Genomic DNA, 20188 nt, shown 5'->3' with positions numbered 1-20188 from the left:
CGGGATGAACGTTCTGGCCGCCTTGATGCAACTCCAATTATTTAGGGTATATAACGTTACCTCAGCGTAAAACTCTCGCCCGGCTCACCGTTGATCCACAGTTCCCGCGTTTCTCCGGCAGGCAGGCTGACCGTCAGCGTCCGCCATGCCGGTTTGAACTGCCCTTCGGTGGTGATGTTCAGCATGACGCGCCGATTATCGCTGTGCATCTCCCAGCGCAGCCACAGCGCGTTGCCCTGCTGCCAGCCATAACTTTCCCCGTCGTCTTCGAACAACAGCCCAGAAGCGCTGCCACAGCCTTTAAACGGGTACAGCTGCAACTCGCGCCGATCGTCGGCGGCAACGTCGACGTGCGCCAAGCGTGATGACAGCGGCAACGCCGCCCCGGCACGCACCAACAGCGGCAAACGCTCCAGCGGCGCATCCAGCACCACCGTCTGGCCACCGCTGAACCACTGGCCGCTGTGGAAGCAGTACCAGCCTTCGCCGTTATCCGGCAGATAGACCGAACGCGCACGCTGCCCCTGCTCCACCACGCTGGCCACCAGCAAATCGCGGCCAATCATAAAGTCATCGGTTTCGTTCAGCGTGCGTTCATCATGCTCGTGATCGAGGAAGGTCGGGCGCAACATCGGCTCATCGTCGGCGCTGGCCTGCCACAGCAGGGTGTAGAAATAGGGCATCAGGCGATAGCGCAGGTTGATCGCCTCGCGCACGGCCGGCGTGGCGGCCGGATACATCCACGGCTCGTTAACCGTCGCGTCGTCGTTCCAGGAGTGAATGGTGAAACGCGGGTGCATCACGCCGTTTTGCACCCAGCGCACCAACAGTTCGGCGTCCGGTTTGTCGCCGGAAAAACCGCCGACGTCGTGCCCCAGGTTATACAACCCGGACAGGCTCATGCCCAACCCCATACGGATGTTGTAGCGCAGGGTTTGCCAGTTGGTGCGGTTGTCGCCGCTCCAGGTCTGCACATAGCGCTGCATGCCGGCACAGCCGGAACGGGAGATCAGATACGGCCGCAGGTCGGGCGCGAAGCGCTGCTGGGCTTCCATCGAAGCGCGCATCATCAGCAACGGCATCACCGGGCGGATATGCTTGATGGCGATCGGCCGGCCAAAACCCTGGCAGCGCGCTTCCGCGTCCCACACTTCGTATTCGTTGTTGTCGTTCCAGGTTGAATCTATGCCCATCTCGAGCAGTTGTTGAGTGACACCCTGCTGCCACCAACGCACCGTAGCCGGATTGGTGAAATCGAGGTGCGAGCCTTCGTCGTCCCAAAAGCTGGAACGCTCCGGCTGGTCGCTTTCCGAATCGCGGATAAACAGCCCCTGCTCCGCTGCTTGCCGGTACTGAGGATGATCCTGCAACAGACAGGGTTTGATGTTGGCCGCCAGCTTCAGCCCGGCGGCATGGAATGCCTGGCTCAGTAGCTTCGGTTGCGGCACCTTGTCGTAATTCCAGTTGAACACATAACGCTTGTTGCCGATCGAGGTGTAACCCGAAGACAACTGGAACGAATCGCAGGGAATATCGTGCTGCTTGCACAAGGCGATGAACTGCTGCAGCTGTTGCTGGGCGTCCGGCGCGTCGGTGTAATGCATGGTCGATCCGCTGTACCCCAGGCTCCATTTCGGCCCGAAGTGGGTCTTGCCGGTAAGGCGCACAAAGGCTTTGGTCACGTCCAGCACCTGCGGCCCCAGGAACAGGTAATAATCGAGATCCCCCGCCTCGGCCTGATAACGGCGGTAGGCCAGATGGTAGTTATCGATCTCGTTGCCCAAATCCAGCCAACAGCTGCTCAGATTGTCGTAAAACAGCCCGAAACTGGCCTCTGCACCGCGGGTGATGGTAAAGGGCACATGTTTGTACAACGGATCGGTGCTGGCGGCGTTGTAGCCCATCGCATCCAGATTGCGCATTTCAAAGCGGCGGCCGCTACGCTCCAGATCGCCGGCCTTCTCGCCCAGGCCATAATAGCGCTCGCCGGCAAAGCGGCGCTGGTAGTGCGCCACGCCGTCCCCCTGCGGGTTGAGCAGGTAGGCGCTGGTTGGCCGATCGGCCGCCAGCGGCCGCCATTCACCGGCAGCGTTACAGTGCTCCCACTCCAGCCACAGCGGCTGATGCACGGTAACGCGCAGTGCGGCGCTGGTCACCACCAGCCGATCCTCATGCTGTTGCAGTTGATAACCCGGCAAGCTAAAACCGGCGACGCTCAGGCGATCGCGCCCTTCCCAGGGCACGTCAGCCTGCGGCGCAATGCTCCAGGTGCGATCCAGCGCCAGCTCGCCGTTGCGCTTGATCAGCACGCGGAACAGGTTGTCTTCCAGCACGTACAGGCAAAACAGGTGACGCTCGTCGACCAACAGCTCAATGCGATCGGCATACTCGCCAGCCAGAGTCCATTTTTTTAACGTTTTCATAGGTATCCAACTTAACTATTCAGTGTTTTTTTACCGCCGCGCTCGGCGATCAAGGCAATCAGGAACACGGCGCCGATCAGATCGAAGAAGCCCATGGCGATAAACAGCGGGTTGAAGCCGACGGTGTCGGAAACCGCACCGATCAGCAGCGTAAACAGGAAGCTGGCGATCCAGGCACTGGAGCCGCGCATGCCGTTGACCGTCGCCATCTGGTTTTTATCGAACGACTCCACCACCAGCGCGCTGAGCATGCAGGAGATCACCTGATGGCCGAAACCGCCGATCGAGATCAACGCGATCGCCACATAGGGATCTTTGGTCACCGCGACAAACGCCAGCGAAACCATCATGAAGGCACCGGTGACCGAGCTGGCGACCACCGAGTTGACGCGGCTGCAGCCGAACCATTTGCGGTACAGGGTGGTGAGATAACCGCTGGCGACGCTGCCGATATCCGCCGCCAAAAACGGCAACCAGGCAAACATGGCGATATGCTTTAAATCCATGCCGCGTTCGGTGGCCAGGTACAGCGGCACCCAGAAACTGAACACCGCCCAGGCCGGTTCGGCGAGAAAGGCCGGGATGGCGATGCCGTAGAACTTTTTGTTTTTACACAAGATTGCCAATGATTTTAAAAACGGCAGCCTCGGCAATACCGGCTCGTTATCTTCGCGGATCAGATCCAGCTCTTGTTGGCTCAGATTAGGGTGCTTTAACGGCTCGTGGTAGAACAGCCACCACAGCACCACCCAGACCAACGCCAACGCGCCGGAGAACAAGAAGGCACCCTGCCAGCCAAAAGAGACGTGGGCGATGACGATGATTGGCGGGGCCAGCATCGCGCCGATAGAAAAACCTACGCCCGCCCAACCGGCGGCAATCGGCCGTTCCTTTTTCGGGAACCAGTCGGAAATCGCCTTGGCGTTGCCCGGCGTGGCCGCCGCTTCCGCCCCGCCCATGAAGAAGCGCAGGATCGCCAACTGCAGCCAGCTCCCTGCCCCGGCATGCAGCATGCACACCACCGCCCAGATGCTGGCGCAGATCAAAAAGCCCATCTTCAGGCCGATAACATCGATCAGCCAGCCGCAGATCGGCTGAAATACCGTATAGGCCAGCTGGAATGACGCCACCACCCAGGAATATTGCTCGGTGGTCATGTTCAGGCTGGTTTTCAGCTCCGGCGCCAGGATACCCAGCGAATTGCGGGTAATGTAGTTGACCGTAACGCCGAGCAGAAACAGCGCCAGCATCCACCAACGCAGCGATTTAAACTTGCGCCGACTGCTGTGCGCGACCGTCTGATTAATTTCAACACTCATCTGTCTTCTCTCCACGGCGGCTGCCCGGTGAAACAGCTCGCTTTTTGGTAGGGCACGTTTTGGTATCGAAGGTATGGGTTGCGAAAATTTGGGATAGCGATCACGAAAAACCACTTATCACTCTCACAACCGCATGATTTATTTTCATTTTATTTATAATTCAGCCGGTAAATTGGACTGATAAGTCTATAAAATTGGTGTACCAATGCAGACTAGCCAGCCGGGAGCGTGAGCGAAACGTGGTTTTTTGCAAGAATTTTCATATGCAGCCTAAAAGCTCGCCATAATGGCGGCTCAAGCCAGACACTACGCTGAAAAAACGCGGTGAAAATATTTTCACCGGCAAATTTGAAGGAGATCACAGAATGAACGGAAAGCTGAAAATACAGGAAATCGCCCGCCAAACAGGGTTGTCGATCAGCACCGTTTCACGCGTACTCGCGGGCAAGTCCAATACCAGCGCCGAGGCACGCCACAGAGTATTGGCCTGCGCCCAGCAGAACGGTATCTTGCAAGGCCTGTCCAACGGCCGGCTGATGCTGAACAACGTCATGGTGTTTGCCCCGCAACGCGCCTTCGACGTGCGCACCGACATCTTTTATCACAAGGTGATCCAGGGGATCACCGCCGCGCTGGCGGAACATGAGGTGCGCATCCGCTATTGCGGGCTTGAAGAACAGCACAGCGACGGTGCGCTGTTCCTGGAAAAAATGAGCGATCCGCAGACCGAGGCGGCGCTGATTATCGGCATCGACGACGAACACATTCACCAGTTGGCCGCCGATCTGCACAAGCCCTGCGTGCTGATCAACTGTACCGATCGCCAGATGCGGCTGGACAGCGTCTCCCCCGACCATCAGCTGATCGGCGAGTTCTCCGCCAATTATCTGATCCAACAGGGCCACAGCCATATTCTGAACCTGCAATGCCTGCGCCGACACACCATGGAGCTGCGGCTGGCGGGCATCAGGCAGGCCTATGCGCAGCACAACATCGCCTTTGACGAAGGCCGCCATCTGGTCACCACCTCCGGCTTTGGCAGCGAAGAAGCCGAGCAGGCGCTGACCACCTTTATCAATCAGGTCAGCCAGCGCTCGCAGCTGCCGACGGCTATTCTCGCCGGGGGCGACTATATGGCGGTCGGTGCGGTCAAGGCACTGAACAAGCTGGGGCTGAACGTACCGGCAGATATCTCGGTCATGAGCACCGACGGTTTTAACCTGGCGGAAATTCATGATGTGCCGCTCACCTCGGTACATGTGCCGCGAGACGAGCTGGGCCATGAGGCGATCCAACTGTTGCAGCGCCGGATGCTGCGCGCCGATGCGCCGCCGTGCAACCTGCTGCTGCACGGGAAACTGGCGGTACGCGCCTCGGTCAAGCGCATCAGCCCGCACAAGACCAGCCCGGCGGTCAGCACCCACGATCATCGTCTTTACGATGTCTGAACTACACTTAGTGGTGGAATATTGACTTATTGAGGGTAATTTTTTGCCTAAGGAGAGCGACTATGCCGACCCTGACCGCACGTTCAGTCATCCCCCCGTATATGCTGCGCAGGATTATTGAACACGGCAGCGTACCGCAGCGCGACTGCGCATTGCACACCCTGAACCACGTCCAAAGCCTGCTCGGCAACAAACCGCTGCGTGCGCCCGGCGCGCAAACCGCCAGCGGCGGCGAAGTCATCCGCGATATCTACGACGCTCAAAACGGCACTCAGCTTCCCGGCAAGCAAGTGCGCAACGAGGGCCAGGCCAGCAACCATGACGTGGCGGTGGACGAAGCCTATGACTATCTTGGCGTAACCTACGATTTCTTCTGGCAGGCGTTTGAGCGCAATTCGCTGGACAACAAAGGCCTGCCGTTGACCGGCAGCGTCCACTACGGCCATGAATATCAGAATGCCTTCTGGAATGGCCAGCAGATGGTATTTGGCGACGGTGACGGCGAGATCTTCAACCGTTTTACCATCGCTATCGATGTCGTCGGCCACGAACTGGCGCACGGCGTAACCGAAAGCGAAGCCGGGCTGATTTACTTCCAACAGGCCGGCGCGCTGAATGAGTCTATGTCTGACGTCTTCGGTTCGTTGGTCAAGCAGTTCCACCTTCGGCAAACCGCCGACAAGGCCGACTGGCTGATTGGCGCGGGTCTGCTGGCCAAGGGCATCAACGGCAAGGGCCTGCGCTCGATGTCTGCGCCCGGCACCGCCTACGACGATCCGCTGCTGGGTAAAGATCCGCAGCCGGCCGACATGAAGGATTACATTCAGACCAAAGAGGACAACGGCGGCGTGCACCTCAACTCCGGCATCCCCAACCGTGCCTTCTATCTGGCGGCCACTTCACTCGGCGGCTTCGCCTGGGAGAAAGCCGGCTACGTCTGGTATGACACATTGTGCGACAAAGCGCTGCCGCAGGATGCCGACTTCGCCACCTTCGCCCGTACCACGGTGAAACATGCGCAGCAGCGTTTTGACCGCACCGTGGCGGACAAAGTGCAGCAAGCCTGGCATCAGGTGGGGGTGGAATAATGAAACCCTTGCCGTCGCTCAATCAGGACACGGTCATTGAGCTGGCGCGTGAAGGCGGTTTCGCCTTTATTCCCAAACTGGCGGGCCAGCGGCGCATTGCGCTGGCCGATATTACGCCGGAGCAGCGCCAACGCCTGAGTCAGTTATTGAATCAAACGCTACCCTACGCGCAGGAAGAGGGAAAACCGGGTTCCCCCGGCTGCGGCGACCAACGCTACTTCCGCGTTCAAATCAGCTATTACAGCCAGAATCTGTGCAGTGAAATCGTCTTGCTGATCCCGGAGACCAGCGCACCCCAGGCCTTGATCGATTTATGGAAAACCGGTCAGGTGGATGAGTGAAGGCTTACAACGGCTGATAATCAAATAGCACGCGCTTTTTGGATATCAGCCCGTGGCCGTTCTGACACAGGTAATCCACTGCGCCGCACGCCTTCAGCTCCTGCAACGGCTGCCCGCAATCCGGGCAATGGGCCAACTGCCGATAATCGCGTGCACAGGCTGTGCAATGGTAGTGACCATTCACCCACTCCATCGTTTGATCGCATTGCGGACAGTGCGCTTCCATACTGACTCCTGAATTAAATGACGCCCCACGAGCGCAAGAAGTAGATCCCCAGCGCGGTGGTAAAAAACGAACCGACGGTGGTGATGGCAATAATATTCGCTGCCAACGTGGCGTTGCCGCCCATCGCGCGCGTCATGACATAGCTGCCCGAGGCGGTCGGCGTGGCGGAAAACAGGAAGATAATCCCCAGCGCCGCGCCGTGAAAGCCCCACAGCCAGCCACCCAGCGTCATCAATACGGGTACCAGGAACAGTTTGGCCGAAGAAGACAGCGCAGCAACGTTGGATGAACGGAACATGGCACGCAGATCCAGGCTTGCGCCGGTGCACAACAACGCCAGCGGCAGCGACAGCCCGGAGATATAGCTGCCGGTCTGCCGGATCACCTGCGGGATTGCCAGGCCGGTTTGCGCGAACAGCAACCCGCACACCAGGCCGATAATCAGCGGATTGGTGACGATGCTGCGCAGCAGCGACAAACGGCCGATCTTCTTGCCGTGCCCGCCCTGCAGACTGCGCGTCAGGGTGATCACCGACAGCACGTTAAACAGGATCACCGTGACCGTCAGGTACAGCGAACCCAACGCCACCCCTTCGTCGCCATAGGCCGTCATGGCGTACGCGAGGCCGACAATCGCGGTATTGGCGCGGAACCCGCCCTGCACGAATACGCCCCGTTCACGCGGTTCCTTAACCAACCAGACCGCCGCCACCTCCAGCAGCAGGAAGGTGGCGATGGTGCCGATCGCGCCATAGAGAACCAGCGGCAGGTTGCCCAGCAGTTGCGGATGATTGGTGGCGATACTGAAGAACAGCAGGCAAGGCAGCGCCAGATTGAACACCAAGCGTGTGGCGCCATCAATAAAACGATCGTCCATCAGCCGCCAGTGGCGCAGCAGTATGCCCAGCAGCATCATTAAAAGATTAGGTACGGTGACGCTGAACGCAAAACTCCAGGTTTCCCAGGACATGGTGTTCCTTCAACTGGCGGTGACAATATGCAGATAATAGAACGACTTCGGGTCAATAAAAAAGAGCGCGGTATTGCTACCGCGCTCTTTTTGAAGATTATTTGCTTTTCTTCAGGTGGCTCATCAGGCGTTTACGCTTGCGCATCTGGTTTGGCGTCAACAGGTTGCGCTTGCCGGCGAACGGGTTGTCACCCTCTTTGAACTGGATGCGGATTGGCGTACCCATTACCTTCAGTGAACGACGGAAGTAGTTCATCAGATAACGTTTGTACGAGTCGGCCAGATCGCTCACCTGGTTGCCGTGGATCACCACAATCGGTGGGTTATAACCCCCGGCGTGCGCGTATTTCAGCTTCACGCGGCGGCCACGCACCAACGGCGGCTGGTGGTCTTCGGCAGCCATCTGCATGATTTTGGTCAGCATGGAGGTGTTCACGCGACGGGTCGCGCACTCGTAGGCTTCCTGCACGGATTCGAACAGGTTGCCGACGCCGCTGCCGTGCAGCGCAGAGATGAAGTGCACGCGGGCGAAATCGACAAAGCCCAGGCGCAGATCCAGCATCTCTTTCACATGCTCGCGATCTTCCTCGCTCATGCCGTCCCACTTGTTGACCGCAATCACCAGTGAGCGCCCACTATTGAGGATAAAGCCGAGCAGCGACAGATCCTGATCGGAAATGCCTTCGCGCGCGTCAACCACCAACAGCACTACGTTGGCGTCTTCGATCGCTTGCAGGGTTTTGATTACCGAGAATTTCTCTACGGTTTCCGTTACCTTGCCGCGTTTGCGCACCCCGGCGGTATCAATCAGCACGTATTCGCGCTCGTCGCGTACCATCGGGATATAGATGCTGTCGCGGGTAGTGCCCGGCATGTCGTACACCACCACACGCTCCTCGCCGAGGATGCGGTTAGTCAGTGTGGACTTACCCACGTTAGGACGGCCAACGATCGCCAGCTTGATCGGCAAATCTTGCGGGTTGAAGTCGTCTTCCGGCTCTTCGTCCTCCGGGATTTCGTCTTCCTGCTCAGCCCAGTAAGCGGCGTTGGCCTCTTCTTCGGTCAGCTCGACTTCTTCGGGTTTTTCACCGACAAACGGCACCAGCACGTGTTCGATCAGCTGTGCTACGCCACGGCCGTGCGAAGCGGCGATCGCATACACGTCGCCCAGGCCCAGCGAGTAGAAATCGGCGGTGGCCATGTCCGGATCCATGCCGTCGGTTTTGTTGGCGACCAGGAAGGTAGCCTTCTGACGGTTGCGCAGATGCTGGGCAATGCCCTGATCGGCCGGCATCAGGCCGGCACGAGCGTCGACCATGAACAGCACGATGTCCGCTTCTTCAATCGCCAACAGCGATTGGCCGGCCATGCGCGTTTCAACGCCGTCTTCGGTACCGTCAATGCCCCCGGTATCGACGATAATAAATTCATTACCCTCAACTTCGGCACGACCATACTTGCGGTCTCGCGTTAGCCCGGGGAAATCCGCCACCAGCGCATCGCGCGTATGTGTTAAACGGTTAAATAAGGTGGATTTACCCACATTCGGGCGCCCAACCAGCGCGACGACAGGTATCATTGTGAAGCCTCATTACTTAATAATCAATGCGTTACTACACCATGGATAGACACCAGAAGTGCAGCTTATAAAAATACGAAACGGCCCCTGAACACTCAGGAGCCGTTTGCAAACCGTGCGATGACCGGCAGCGTTAGCGGGTGAAAGCGTAAACTTTTCCGCCTTTAGCCTGGATAACCAGCTTATCGCCGGCCACCATCGGTGCAGACAGGAAGCCGGAGCTATCCACTTCCTGCTGGGCAACAAAACGGCCGTCCGTGGTGTTAATCCAGTGCAGGTAACCTTCGGAATCGCCGGTCACCAGATAACCATTATACATCACCGGCGGGGTCAGGTTGCGGTGCAGCAGATCGCTCTGCGTCCACACTGTTACGCCGCCTTCGGTGCTCAGCGCTACAACGCGATCGTTCTGATCCACCAGATAGATGCGGCCCGCGTCCACGATGAAGTCGTTCACGGAACCCAGTTCACGCTTCCACATGATCTGGCCGGAACGCAGATCCAGCGCCGTCAGGTTGCCATTGTAACCTAATGCGTAGACAACGCCTTCAACAATCACCGGCGTCGTGTCCACATCGTTCAGGCGATCGATCTCGGTCGCGCCGCTCGGCTGGGAAATACGCTGTTGCCAGATCAACTGGCCCTGCTGCATCAGCACTGCGCTGACGCGGCCGTTATCACCGCCGACAATCGCCGCGCCAAAGGCAACGGCCGGTGCGGACTCACCGCGCAGTGACAGCGATGGCATGTCCAGGTTAACCGTCCACTTCACCGCGCCATCAGATTCGTTCAGCGCCTGCAGCAGGCCATTGGAGGTATGGATCAGCACCATGCCGTCGCTGATTACCGGGCGAGAAATCGCTTCGCCGGCGACCTTGGTCTGCCACGCCACTTTACCGTCTGCGGTATTCAACGCGTAAACCACTGCTTTTTCACTGCCGACGTAAACCTTGTCGCCTGCAACCGCCAGGCCGCCTGACAGCAGTGCCGGCCGGTTGCTGGAGAGGAAGCCGGTTTTCTCGGAGAGATCGACCTTCCACTTTTCGTCACCGCTGTCGGCATCCATCGCTTTCACGACGCCGTGGCGGTCAGCAGCATAAATGGTGCTGTCCTGGAAAGCGGGACGCAGATGAGAATAAAACTCACCGACACCGTCGCCTACCGATGTGCTCCACGCCTTGTTCGGCGTGAACTGATTTTCAACTTTTGGCAGCGGCGACATGGTAACCACGTCTTCTTCACTGTTAAACAGCGAGCAACCACTCAGCAAGGCGACGGAAACCAGTCCGACCAAGAGTGTTTTACGCAATTGCATGGGAATTCCCCTTAGCTGGACAAGTTATTCAATTTCATGCGCAGCAGAACCTGCAGCGCCTGAGAAGCGTTGGACTCAATGCCTTTGCTGTAAGCCTCACGCGCACCTTTGGTGTCGCCTTTGGCCAGCAACGCGTCGCCGCGTGCATCTTGCGCCATCGCCGCCCAACCTTCGCCTTTCACGCCATCCAGCGTTTTCAGCGCTTCATCCAGCTTTTTTTCCTGCAACTGGACACGCGCCAGACGCAGGTTAATCATCGCCAGCATATTATCGTCTTTGGTCTGGCCCTGAGCCAGTACCAACTGCTGCTCTGCCTTGGCAAAATCATTTTGCTCAACGAAGTGCTTCGCCAGCTCCAGCGAGGCCAATACGCCGTAGCTATTGCTGTTGGCCTTGGCAAACGCCTCCGCAGCGGACACGTCGTCCGGCTTACCGGCCGCCAGACGATCGCTGGCTTCCTGATAAGATTGGGACGCAGCCATCATGTTGGAGTTTTGGTGGCTCTGCCAGAAACGCCAGCCGACCAGGGCACCAATTCCGAGCACCACACCCACCGCCAGCGCTTTGCCGTTCTCGGCAAAGAACCGACGCACGGCGTCGACTTGTTCGTTTTCAGTGGTATAGACTTCCACGGTGTCCTTCTCCTTAACCTAACATCGTTGCCAGACGCACTGCGACTTCGCTTTGCGCCAGCGTTTCTTGTTCACCACTGCGCAGGTCCTTAACCACCACCTGCTGTGCCGCGACTTCGTTCTCACCGAGGATCAAAGCGACGCGCGCGCCCCATTTGTCCGCACGGGTGATCTGTTTCTTAAAGTTGCCGCCGCCGTAGTTGGTCATTAATTTCAACTGGGGTGCCGCATCGCGCACGTTTTCTGCCAACTGCATCGCCGCGCTTTGGGCGCCCGCGCCGGAGGAGATAACATACACGTCAATGGTCGCAGGGGCTTTGAAATCCGGATTAACTGCCTGAACCAGCAATACCAGACGTTCCAGACCCATCGCGAAACCGACCGCCGGCGTCGCACGCCCGCCCAGTTGCTCGACCAGGCCGTCGTAACGGCCGCCGGCACACACTGTGCCCTGAGCGCCCAGACTGGTGGTCACCCATTCGAATACCGTACGGTTGTAGTAGTCCAGACCGCGCACCAGGCGTTCATTGATGGTATATGGGATACCTGCCTGAGCCAAAAGTTCACACAGGCCGTCGAAGTGGGCTTTGGACTCGTCATCCAGATACTCGGACAGGCGCGGTGCGTCATTCAGCAAGGCCTGAACTTCCGGATTTTTGGAGTCCAGTACGCGCAGCGGGTTGCTGTACATGCGGCGCTTGCAATCTTCGTCCAGCTTTTCTTTATGCTGTTCCAGGAACGCTACCAGGGCATCGCGGTAATTGGCGCGCGCTTCCAGCGAGCCGATTGAATTCAGCTCCAGATTAACGTGCTCGGAAATACCCAGCGCTTTCCACCAGCGGGCGGTCAGCAGGATCAGTTCGGCGTCGATGTCCGGGCCTTGCAGGCCGAACACCTCCACACCCAGCTGATTGAATTGGCGATAGCGGCCTTTCTGCGGGCGCTCATAGCGGAACATCGGGCCGATGTACCACAGACGCTGTTCCTGATTGTACAGCAGACCATGTTCGATGCCGGCGCGAACGCAGCCGGCCGTCCCTTCCGGACGCAGCGTCAGGCTTTCGCCGTTGCGATCCTCGAAGGTGTACATCTCTTTTTCCACGACGTCGGTCACTTCGCCGATCGCGCGTTTGAATAACGGGGTCTGCTCTACAATCGGCAACCGGATTTCGCTGTAACCGTAGCTGCCCAGCACCTGTTTCAGTGTGCCTTCAATACGCTGCCATAATGCCGTATCTTCCGGCAGGTAGTCGTTCATGCCGCGAATGGCTTGAATGTTCTTTGCCACGTGATTTCTCTGTCCGTTGTCTATAAAAATGAACCCGATTATAGGGACTTTGCCGCCCCGTATTCAACGCGGGTGCCGCTTTCTGCCTCCCGGGTTCATAAACAAGCGGGCTAATCAGCCCGCCATGTAGCGATAACGCTTATTTTTCCAGCAGATTGACCGAGATGCGATTGCTTTCATCCATCATCGACGCCTTGGCGCGAATCTTCGCCTCCAACTGGTCAATCATCTGTTCGTTGTCAAAACGCTCTTTCTGACGCACGCCGTCTTCGTAAAAACCGCTCTTGTTATGGCCACCGGTCACACCCAGCGTGGAAACCAGCGCTTCGCCCGGCCCGTTGACCACACAACCGATAATCGAGATGTCCATCGGCGTGATGATATCTTCCAGGCGTTGTTCAAGCGCGTTCACCGTGCCGATAACGTCAAACTCCTGACGCGAGCAGGTTGGGCAGGCGATGAAGTTAATGCCGCGCGCACGAATGCGCAGCGATTTCAGGATATCGAAACCGACTTTCACTTCTTCCACCGGATCGGCCGCCAGCGAAATACGCAGGGTATCGCCGATGCCTTCCGACAGCAGCAGACCCAGGCCAATCGCCGACTTCACCGAACCGCTGCGCATGCCGCCGGCTTCGGTGATGCCCAAATGCAGCGGTTGATCGATACGCGCGGCCAGCAGGCGATAAGATTGCACCGCCAGGAATACGTCGGAGGCTTTGACGCTGACCTTGAACTGATCGAAGTTGAGACGATCGAGGATATCCACATGACGCATCGCCGATTCGAGCAGCGCTTCCGGCGTAGGTTCGCCGTATTTTTCCTGAATGTCTTTTTCCAGCGAGCCGCCGTTCACCCCAATACGAATCGGGATGTTTTTATCGCGCGCGCAGTCCACGACTGAGCGGATGCGCGACTCGTTGCCGATATTGCCCGGGTTGATACGCAGGCAGTCCACGCCGTATTCGGCAACCTGCAACGCAATGCGGTAATCGAAGTGGATATCGGCGACCAGCGGCACGTTAACCTGCTGCTTGATCAGCTTGAACGCCTCGGCGGCGTCCATGGTGGGAACTGAAACGCGGACGATATCTACGCCCACGCGCTCCAGCGCTTTGATCTGATTAACCGTTGCTTCAACATCGGTGGTACGGGTGTTGGTCATCGACTGCACGGCAATCGGCGCGCCATCACCAATAGGCACCTTGCCGACGTAAATTCGCGTTGATTTTCGACGGTTGATGGGCGCTTGGTTATGCATTACTTACTCTCCATTGTTGCTCTGGCTTCACGACAATGGCCGCGCAATCACTGCGCGGCAATGGTCAGACGAGCAACACGGTTTGATTTAACAAACCGGCTTAAATCCACCGGCTTACCTTGATATTGAATCTGTACTGCGGCCGGTGCGCCAATAGTCAGTTTATACGGCGCGGTACCTGCCAGGTTCAGCTTGCCACCGCTCTTTTGGGTGCCGCTGAACAACGTCTTGCCGCTGGCGTCGCTAACCTGCAACCAACAGTCAGAGGAGAAGTTCATCACCAACGCATTGGGATCTTCAGCCGGTGCTGCCATGCCCGCTTCGCCGGTCGGCAGCGGCGCTTGCGCCGTCGGAGCCGCAGGCGTGGTCTCTGGCAGCGGAGCTTGGCTTGGCGAAACCACAGCAGGTTGCTGTGCGGTTTCACTGCCGGTTGCGGCCGGAGCCGGTGCTGCCTGTTGCGCAGGTGCAGCGCCGGTATCTACCGGCGTTGAACCATTGTCAACCAAAGGTGCGCTGTTGTCGGCATTGCTGTCGGTCAACGGCACTGATTGGCCTTCATTGTTTTGTGAAAGCTGAGCGGAAGATTGATCGGCCATGGTGGCAATCTCTTCCTGCTGTGCCTTGTGGTTTTGCCACCACCAGGCGCCGGTCAGACCGACTACCACGAAAACAATCAGCCAGGTGAAGCTCATCAGCCAGCCGTCGCGTTTTTTGCGGCGTTTGCCTAACGAGAAACTCTGCATTGGCGCAACTTTTGCCACCTTCAGCGGAGCCTGCTTGGCCAGCATCGGCAGCAGTTCATCTTCCGGCAAATGCACCAGCTTGGCGTAGGAACGGATATAACCACGCACGAAAGTCGAAGCAAGGTCTGCGGAGAGATTGTCTTCTTCTATGTCGCGCACGGTAGACATTTTGAGGCACAGGCGTTCTGCAACGGCCTGTTGACTCAGCCCGAGCTGTTCACGGGCTTGACGCAGGCGTTGGCCTGTCGTCACGGGTACGGTTTTATCTTGGGAGGCTTCAGTATTCATTAGCTAAGAACTGCTGGTACTGTTTGGATTGTGGAAAACTTCGCGCCAGCTGCTTGCCATAGCGTTGAACGCTATCCGGGCGGCCTGCTAACGCGGCGAAACGAATCTGTAACCATAAGCTGTCGGCGCTAGCCGGCAGAACATGTTGATAACTATCCAATAAAAGTTGCGACTGAGCGCGCTTCCCTTCTCCAAATTGCTTTTCTGCCTCCACCAACAGTGGAGTGCCTTTGTCCGGATCGACCTTCAGGGCGCGCGTTAACAAGGTGCGTGCTTCATCGTTCTGTCCGGCCTTGAGAAAACAGTAACCTGCGTTTTCCAGGCTGTCGGCAACCTGACCATAATCCGGTGCCAGGGCCGCGGCGCTAAACTGCTGTTGTGCCGGTACATACTGCCCTAAACCGCAAAGAAACGCACCGTAATTATTCAGTACGGTGCCATTGTTTGGCGCAAGTTTGAGCGCCTGCTGATAACGCTGTTCAGCCGCGCCATTCTCGCCAATCCGCTGCTCGTAAAGCGCCATGCCCAATTGGGTACGGTAATCCTGCGGGGCGGCGTCCGCCGCTTTTTCCAGATTCTGCCGCGCGGCGTTCAAATCGCCCTGCTTCAGATATTCCAGCCCCAGTTGCAAACGCGTCTGGCCCGCTTCAGGTTGCGCGTCTTTTTCCGGTGACGACCCGGAACAGCCTGCCAGTAAACCGGCCGCCAGCAACATGCCCCACAGATTCAGCTTCATGCCCGCATTCATTTCCTTATCTGATGTCATCTTGACGTCTATTCACATAACAGACTGTTAGATAACAAAAAAATCATGCTATAGGATTCAGACCGCACGCACGTTGATAGGTTCCCCGGCCATTTTCTTTTTCAGGGTACGCTTGGTACGGTCGATCACTTCACCTGCCAGTTGCCCGCAAGCGGCATCGATATCATCACCACGGGTTTTACGAACAATAGTCGTAAAGCCGTATTCCATCAACACTTTGGAAAAACGATCCACGCGGCTGTTGGAACTGCGGCCGTAAGGCGCGCCGGGGAACGGGTTCCATGGGATCAGGTTGATCTTGCATGGCGTGTCCTTCAGAACCTCCGCCAATTGGTGCGCATCGTCGGTGCTGTCGTTGATATGATCCAGCATCACGTACTCGACCGTAACCCGGCCCTGATTGGCGTTGGATTTCTCCAGGTAGCGGCGTACCGCAGCCAGGAAGGTTTCGATATTGTATTTGCGGTTGATGGGGACGATTTCATCGCGGATCTTGTCGTTTGGCGCATGCAGCGAGATCGCCAGCGCAACGTCAATCATGTCGCCCAATTTGTCCAGCGCCGGCACGACACCGGAAGTGGACAGGGTAACGCGGCGTTTGGACAAGCCAAAGCCGAAATCGTCCAGCATGATTTCCATCGCCGGCACCACGTTGTTCAGGTTGAGCAGCGGCTCACCCATGCCCATCATCACCACGTTGGTGATCGGGCGTTCGCCGGTGACTTTCAGTGCGCCGATGATTTTCGCCGCACGCCACACCTGGCCAATGATTTCCGACACGCGCAGGTTACGGTTAAAGCCCTGCTGAGCGGTCGAACAGAATTTGCACTCCAGCGCACACCCCACCTGGGATGACACGCACAGGGTCGCGCGATCGCCGTCCGGAATAAACACGGTTTCGACCTGCTGATCACCTACCGTGATCGCCCATTTGATGGTGCCATCGGCTGAACGCTGTTCTTCTGCCACTTCCGGCGCGCGAATTTCGGCGACGCTCTGCAGTTTGTTGCGCAGCACCTTGTTGATATCGGTCATCTGCTCAAAATCATCGCAGCAATAGTGGTATATCCACTTCATGACCTGATCGGCGCGGAAAGGTTTTTCGCCCATTTTGGCGAAGAATTCACGCATTTGCTGACGGTTCAAATCCAGCAGGTTAATTTTGGCCGCAGCCGGGGTTTCCGCATTAACGGATTGAGTAGTCAGCGAATTATTTTCAGACACGATGTGCTCGGACGTGATGGGTTCTAACATGATGATCTCTGGCCTCGTTGTTACACGTTATGGCGCTAAAGAATGGAAAGTAAGTGTGCGTTTAAATCGCACTGAAAAACGCGCCCCTGACAAGACGACTCATCAGGGGCGCGGCATTGTACAAATTTTAGTAGCAGGTTGCCATGACTGAAAGGCATTCAGGGCATTTTTATTGTTTCAGCCGGTGAATGCCATGCCATGCAAACCACGACACGGAATACCCTATGGGTTTCAAGTTGCAGCCAACCACGCGGCAACTTGAAAGACGGCGGGTATTAACGTGGGCAGATTTCGCTTTCGTTGAAGAAATAAGCGATTTCGCGCTGGGCAGATTCTACTGCGTCGGAGCCGTGTACGGCGTTGGCAGTGAAGCTGTCCGCGTAGTCGGCACGCAGGGTGCCGGCCAGTGCGTTGTCCGGGTTGGTTGCGCCCATGATGTCACGGTTGCGCTGTACTGCGTTTTCGGCTTCCAGAACCTGAACCACGATTGGGCCGGAGGTCATGAACTCAACCAGACCGTCAAAGAATGGGCGGCCTTTGTGCTCAGCGTAGAAGCCTTCGGCTTGTTCGCGAGTCAGGCGCAGCATTTTGGATGCGATGATTTTGAAACCGGCACGCTCGAAACGAGCATAGATTGCGCCGATGTCGTTATTGGCTACAGCATTTGGTTTGATGATGGAAAAGGTACGTTCTACGGTCATGATGGCCTCTGTATGGCTTCCAAAACTGGCCGGTCTGCAGTTAAACGCGTGCCGGCCTTCTTAAGTGGCGCAGATTATATGTGCGCCGTTAACGCTTGCCTACGGGAAAATCAACATTTCATTAAAAATTATTATCTTCATTCTTCACTTTGCGCCCTGTGGGCCGAAGGTGAAAAACCGGCTTAGTCGAGGCTAAATCCGCGTAGCGCCACCTGGCCGCTTTCATCCAGCAGGCTGAGCTGATAGCGGCCCGGCTGCGTCAGCGTCTGCAACAGCGACTCCCCTTCCCCCACCAACCGGCCGTTCAGGAACCACCAACGCTGCCCGCTCCCGCCCTGGGCGCTGACCCGCAAATCAAGCGCATTTTTACCCGGCAGGCGCCGCAGTATCGCGCCGTCGCTTACGCCCAGCATCAGCAGAGGCGGTGCCTCTTGTTGTTGCAAGGGCGGGCACTGCGGATCGACGGCCGGCAAACGCTGGGCGCGACGTTCCGCCGGCGGCAACCATGGTTCCAGCGGCGTTGGCCACAACGCCAAACGATGCGCCACCGCCCCCGGGCAATCCGCCGCCACGCGCAGCCCGCGAGTATTCAGCCACACCAGGGGTTGGCTGCCCAACGCGCTTTCCTGGCCCGGTGCAGACAGCGTCGGCGGCAGGGTTCCGTCGAGGATCCAGCTCAGGCGCCGCTGGCGGCAGTTACTGTCACCGGCGGCAAGCGGCTGCCCGCCTGGCCAGCAGATCTCTGCCCGGCTGACGCTCGCGGGCCGCGGATCGGCCGGGATCCCCTGCCCGCGTTGGCGCAAAGAGGCCAGCAGCAAATTATTGACCTGGTTCAGCAGCGGTACCGCCGTGGCGAAGCCGAACTGCCCGGCCACCGGCGTACCGTCCGGTCGCCCAACCCAGATGCCCAGCGTATAACGGGCATTAACGCCAACCGCCCAGGCGTCGCGGTAGCCGTAACTGGTACCGGTTTTCCACGCCAGCGGCACGCTGGCAGGCAGCATGTCATCCGGCAACGGCCGCGCTTCTCCCGCCAAGATGCGCCGCACAATCCAGGCGGCACCCGGCGACAGCAACTGGCGATCGTAAAGCCCTTGCCGAGGCGTAAAACGCAGCGGTGCCACTTTGCCTTGCCGGGCCAATGCGCTGAACCCGGCGACCAACTGATCCAACCGCGCACCGGCTCCGCCCAAAATCAACGCCAGGCTCGGTTCGGCATGGGCCGGCAGCCGCAGTTCCACGCCCACGTTGCGTAAATTGGCGGTGAAGCGTTTTGGGCCGTAAGCCTCCAGCAGTTGCACCGCCGGCAGATTAAGCGAGCGTGCCAGCGCCTCGCTGGCGCTGACAGGGCCGTGAAAACCGGTATCAAAATTGCCGGGCCGGTAATCGCCGAAGCGACGCGGCACATCCTGCAACAGCGATTCAGCGTGGATTAGCCCATCGTCCAGCGCCAGTCCATACAAAAAGGGTTTGAGCGTCGAACCCGGCGAGCGCCAGGCGGCCACCATATCAACATGACCGAAACGGCCGTTGTCATTGAAATCCAACGAACCCAGGTAGGCGCGCACCTTCATATTGGTGTGATCGACCACCAGCACGCCGACCGAGGTTTTTTCGGGCAATTGGCTCTTCCAGCCGCGCGCCAGTTCTTCAAGCCGCCGCTGTAACGTGGCGTCCAGCGTGGTCGTTACGACCTGGCTGCGGTTACCCTGCGTCATGCGCCGCGCCAGCAACGGCGCTAACTGCGGCACCTGACGCGGTGCCAGCCACAGCGCTTCCTGGCGAATTTCATTCACCTGCTGTGCCGGCCAAACGCGGTAATGCGCCAACCGCTCCAGCACTTTGTCCCGTGCGGCCTGTGCCCGTTCCGGATAGCGATCCGGCCGCAAACGGCTGGGCGCTTGCGGCAATACCGCCAGCAACGCCGCTTCTCCACGCGTGAGCGCCGCAGGCGGTTTGCCCAGATAGGTCCAGCTTGCCGCGCCAATCCCCTGCAACGTGCCGCCATAGGGCGCCCGGTTAAGGTAGATTTCGAGGATTTGATCCTTCGATAAATGCCATTCCAACTGCGCGGTACGCCACACCTGCCGTAATTTGCCAGCCAGCGTGCGCGGATGGGGATCGATAAGGCGCGCCACCTGCATCGACAACGTACTGCCGCCGGAAACAATCTGCCCATTGCGCAGGTCTTGCCAGGCGGCGCGGGCCAGCGCCAGCGGGTTGATGCCGGGATGCTGATAAAACCAGCGGTCCTCATAGGTCAGCAACGCTTGCAGATAATAGGGCGACACCTGCTGCAAAGTCACCGGATAGCGCCACACGCCGTCATGGTCGGCATAGCGCCACAGCGGCGTGCCGTCTTCCGCCACCACCACTCGGGCCATCTCGACATCTTTCAGCGGCAGCGGCCACAGCCGGTCCGCCAGCCACAGCAAAGCGGGCGGCAGGAAAATCACCAACAGCCAGATTAACCAGCGGCGGCGCAAATGGGCGAGGAAGAGAGTCATAAGAAAAGCATCGCTCCCTTGCCCCGCCACCGGTTAAAC

General features: G+C 58.2%; 17 protein-coding genes. 3 read left to right on the top strand and 14 right to left on the bottom strand.

The window, feature by feature from the left end; translation table 11 throughout:
- Nucleotides 1-56 precede the first annotated feature (56 nt).
- Together D4100_RS18240 and D4100_RS18235 are read right to left on the bottom strand one after the other, a co-directional pair.
- Nucleotides 57-2423 carry a glycoside hydrolase family 31 protein gene (locus D4100_RS18240; protein ID WP_119804930.1) on the bottom strand — a complete coding sequence of 789 codons (2367 nt, stop codon included), beginning with the start codon at nucleotides 2421-2423 and terminating at the stop codon, nucleotides 57-59.
- An 11-nt stretch (nucleotides 2424-2434) separates the two neighbouring features.
- Nucleotides 2435-3742 carry an MFS transporter gene (locus tag D4100_RS18235; protein WP_006318135.1) on the bottom strand — a complete coding sequence of 436 codons (1308 nt, stop codon included), beginning with the start codon at nucleotides 3740-3742 and terminating at the stop codon, nucleotides 2435-2437.
- Nucleotides 3743-4107: 365 nt separating this feature from the next.
- Between D4100_RS18235 and D4100_RS18230 the strand changes: the two genes are divergently transcribed.
- From D4100_RS18230 to D4100_RS18220, 3 genes are all read left to right on the top strand, one after another.
- The gene (locus D4100_RS18230; protein ID WP_006318137.1) at nucleotides 4108-5190 is read left to right on the top strand and encodes a LacI family DNA-binding transcriptional regulator; all 1083 of its coding nucleotides are present in this window, start codon (nucleotides 4108-4110) and stop codon (nucleotides 5188-5190) included.
- Between the two features lie 62 nt (nucleotides 5191-5252).
- Nucleotides 5253-6278 (top strand): M4 family metallopeptidase, encoded by a 1026-nt coding sequence (locus tag D4100_RS18225; RefSeq protein WP_006318139.1) that lies wholly within the window; start codon nucleotides 5253-5255, stop codon nucleotides 6276-6278.
- Entirely contained in the window at nucleotides 6278-6619 is a 342-nt protein-coding gene (locus D4100_RS18220) for a protealysin inhibitor emfourin (RefSeq protein ID WP_119804929.1), read from the top strand. The genes D4100_RS18225 and D4100_RS18220 overlap by 1 nt, the downstream gene beginning before the upstream one ends.
- A 4-nt stretch (nucleotides 6620-6623) precedes the next feature.
- Here the strand turns inward: D4100_RS18220 and D4100_RS18215 are convergent, their stop codons facing one another.
- The 12 genes from D4100_RS18215 to pbpC form a co-directional block, all read right to left on the bottom strand.
- The gene (locus D4100_RS18215) at nucleotides 6624-6845 is read right to left on the bottom strand and encodes a zinc ribbon domain-containing protein (RefSeq protein WP_119804928.1); all 222 of its coding nucleotides are present in this window, start codon (nucleotides 6843-6845) and stop codon (nucleotides 6624-6626) included.
- Between the two features lie 13 nt (nucleotides 6846-6858).
- On the bottom strand, nucleotides 6859-7815 hold the full coding sequence (locus D4100_RS18210) for an AEC family transporter (protein ID WP_006318145.1): 957 nt from the start codon (nucleotides 7813-7815) through the stop codon (nucleotides 6859-6861).
- A gap of 97 nt (nucleotides 7816-7912) precedes the next feature.
- Complete coding sequence (gene der, locus D4100_RS18205) at nucleotides 7913-9394, bottom strand: ribosome biogenesis GTPase Der (protein WP_119804927.1); 1482 nt, start codon at nucleotides 9392-9394, stop codon at nucleotides 7913-7915.
- 133 nt (nucleotides 9395-9527) lie between these two features.
- Nucleotides 9528-10709, bottom strand: coding sequence for an outer membrane protein assembly factor BamB (bamB, locus tag D4100_RS18200; protein ID WP_006318151.1), 1182 nt, complete (start codon nucleotides 10707-10709; stop codon nucleotides 9528-9530).
- An 11-nt stretch (nucleotides 10710-10720) separates the two neighbouring features.
- Entirely contained in the window at nucleotides 10721-11341 is a 621-nt protein-coding gene (locus D4100_RS18195; protein ID WP_006318152.1) for a YfgM family protein, read from the bottom strand.
- A gap of 13 nt (nucleotides 11342-11354) precedes the next feature.
- Nucleotides 11355-12629: a histidine--tRNA ligase gene (gene hisS, locus D4100_RS18190; RefSeq protein WP_006318153.1), complete on the bottom strand. Its 1275-nt coding sequence runs from the start codon at nucleotides 12627-12629 to the stop codon at nucleotides 11355-11357.
- A 139-nt stretch (nucleotides 12630-12768) separates the two neighbouring features.
- Nucleotides 12769-13890 carry a flavodoxin-dependent (E)-4-hydroxy-3-methylbut-2-enyl-diphosphate synthase gene (ispG, locus tag D4100_RS18185; RefSeq protein ID WP_004952070.1) on the bottom strand — a complete coding sequence of 374 codons (1122 nt, stop codon included), beginning with the start codon at nucleotides 13888-13890 and terminating at the stop codon, nucleotides 12769-12771.
- A gap of 47 nt (nucleotides 13891-13937) precedes the next feature.
- Nucleotides 13938-14921, bottom strand: a complete 984-nt coding sequence (gene rodZ, locus D4100_RS18180) for a cytoskeleton protein RodZ (protein WP_006318155.1) — start codon at nucleotides 14919-14921, stop codon at nucleotides 13938-13940.
- A complete protein-coding gene (gene pilW, locus D4100_RS18175) occupies nucleotides 14911-15657 on the bottom strand; it encodes a type IV pilus biogenesis/stability protein PilW (protein WP_006318156.1) in 747 nt (248 codons plus the stop codon). Before pilW ends, rodZ begins: the two co-directional genes overlap by 11 nt.
- A gap of 87 nt (nucleotides 15658-15744) precedes the next feature.
- Nucleotides 15745-16941, bottom strand: a complete 1197-nt coding sequence (rlmN, locus tag D4100_RS18170) for a dual-specificity RNA methyltransferase RlmN (RefSeq protein WP_004952075.1) — start codon at nucleotides 16939-16941, stop codon at nucleotides 15745-15747.
- A 275-nt stretch (nucleotides 16942-17216) separates the two neighbouring features.
- Nucleotides 17217-17642: a nucleoside-diphosphate kinase gene (gene ndk / locus D4100_RS18165; protein ID WP_004952077.1), complete on the bottom strand. Its 426-nt coding sequence runs from the start codon at nucleotides 17640-17642 to the stop codon at nucleotides 17217-17219.
- A 182-nt stretch (nucleotides 17643-17824) separates the two neighbouring features.
- Nucleotides 17825-20149 (bottom strand): peptidoglycan glycosyltransferase PbpC, encoded by a 2325-nt coding sequence (pbpC, locus tag D4100_RS18160; protein ID WP_119804926.1) that lies wholly within the window; start codon nucleotides 20147-20149, stop codon nucleotides 17825-17827.
- Nucleotides 20150-20188 lie beyond the last annotated feature (39 nt).

The sequence above is a fragment of the Serratia inhibens genome (genome assembly GCF_003591175.1).
Classification (GTDB): domain Bacteria; phylum Pseudomonadota; class Gammaproteobacteria; order Enterobacterales; family Enterobacteriaceae; genus Serratia; species Serratia inhibens.
The sequence above is the reverse complement of the archived record's forward strand: the minus strand, read 5'-3'. Positions and strand labels throughout refer to the sequence as shown.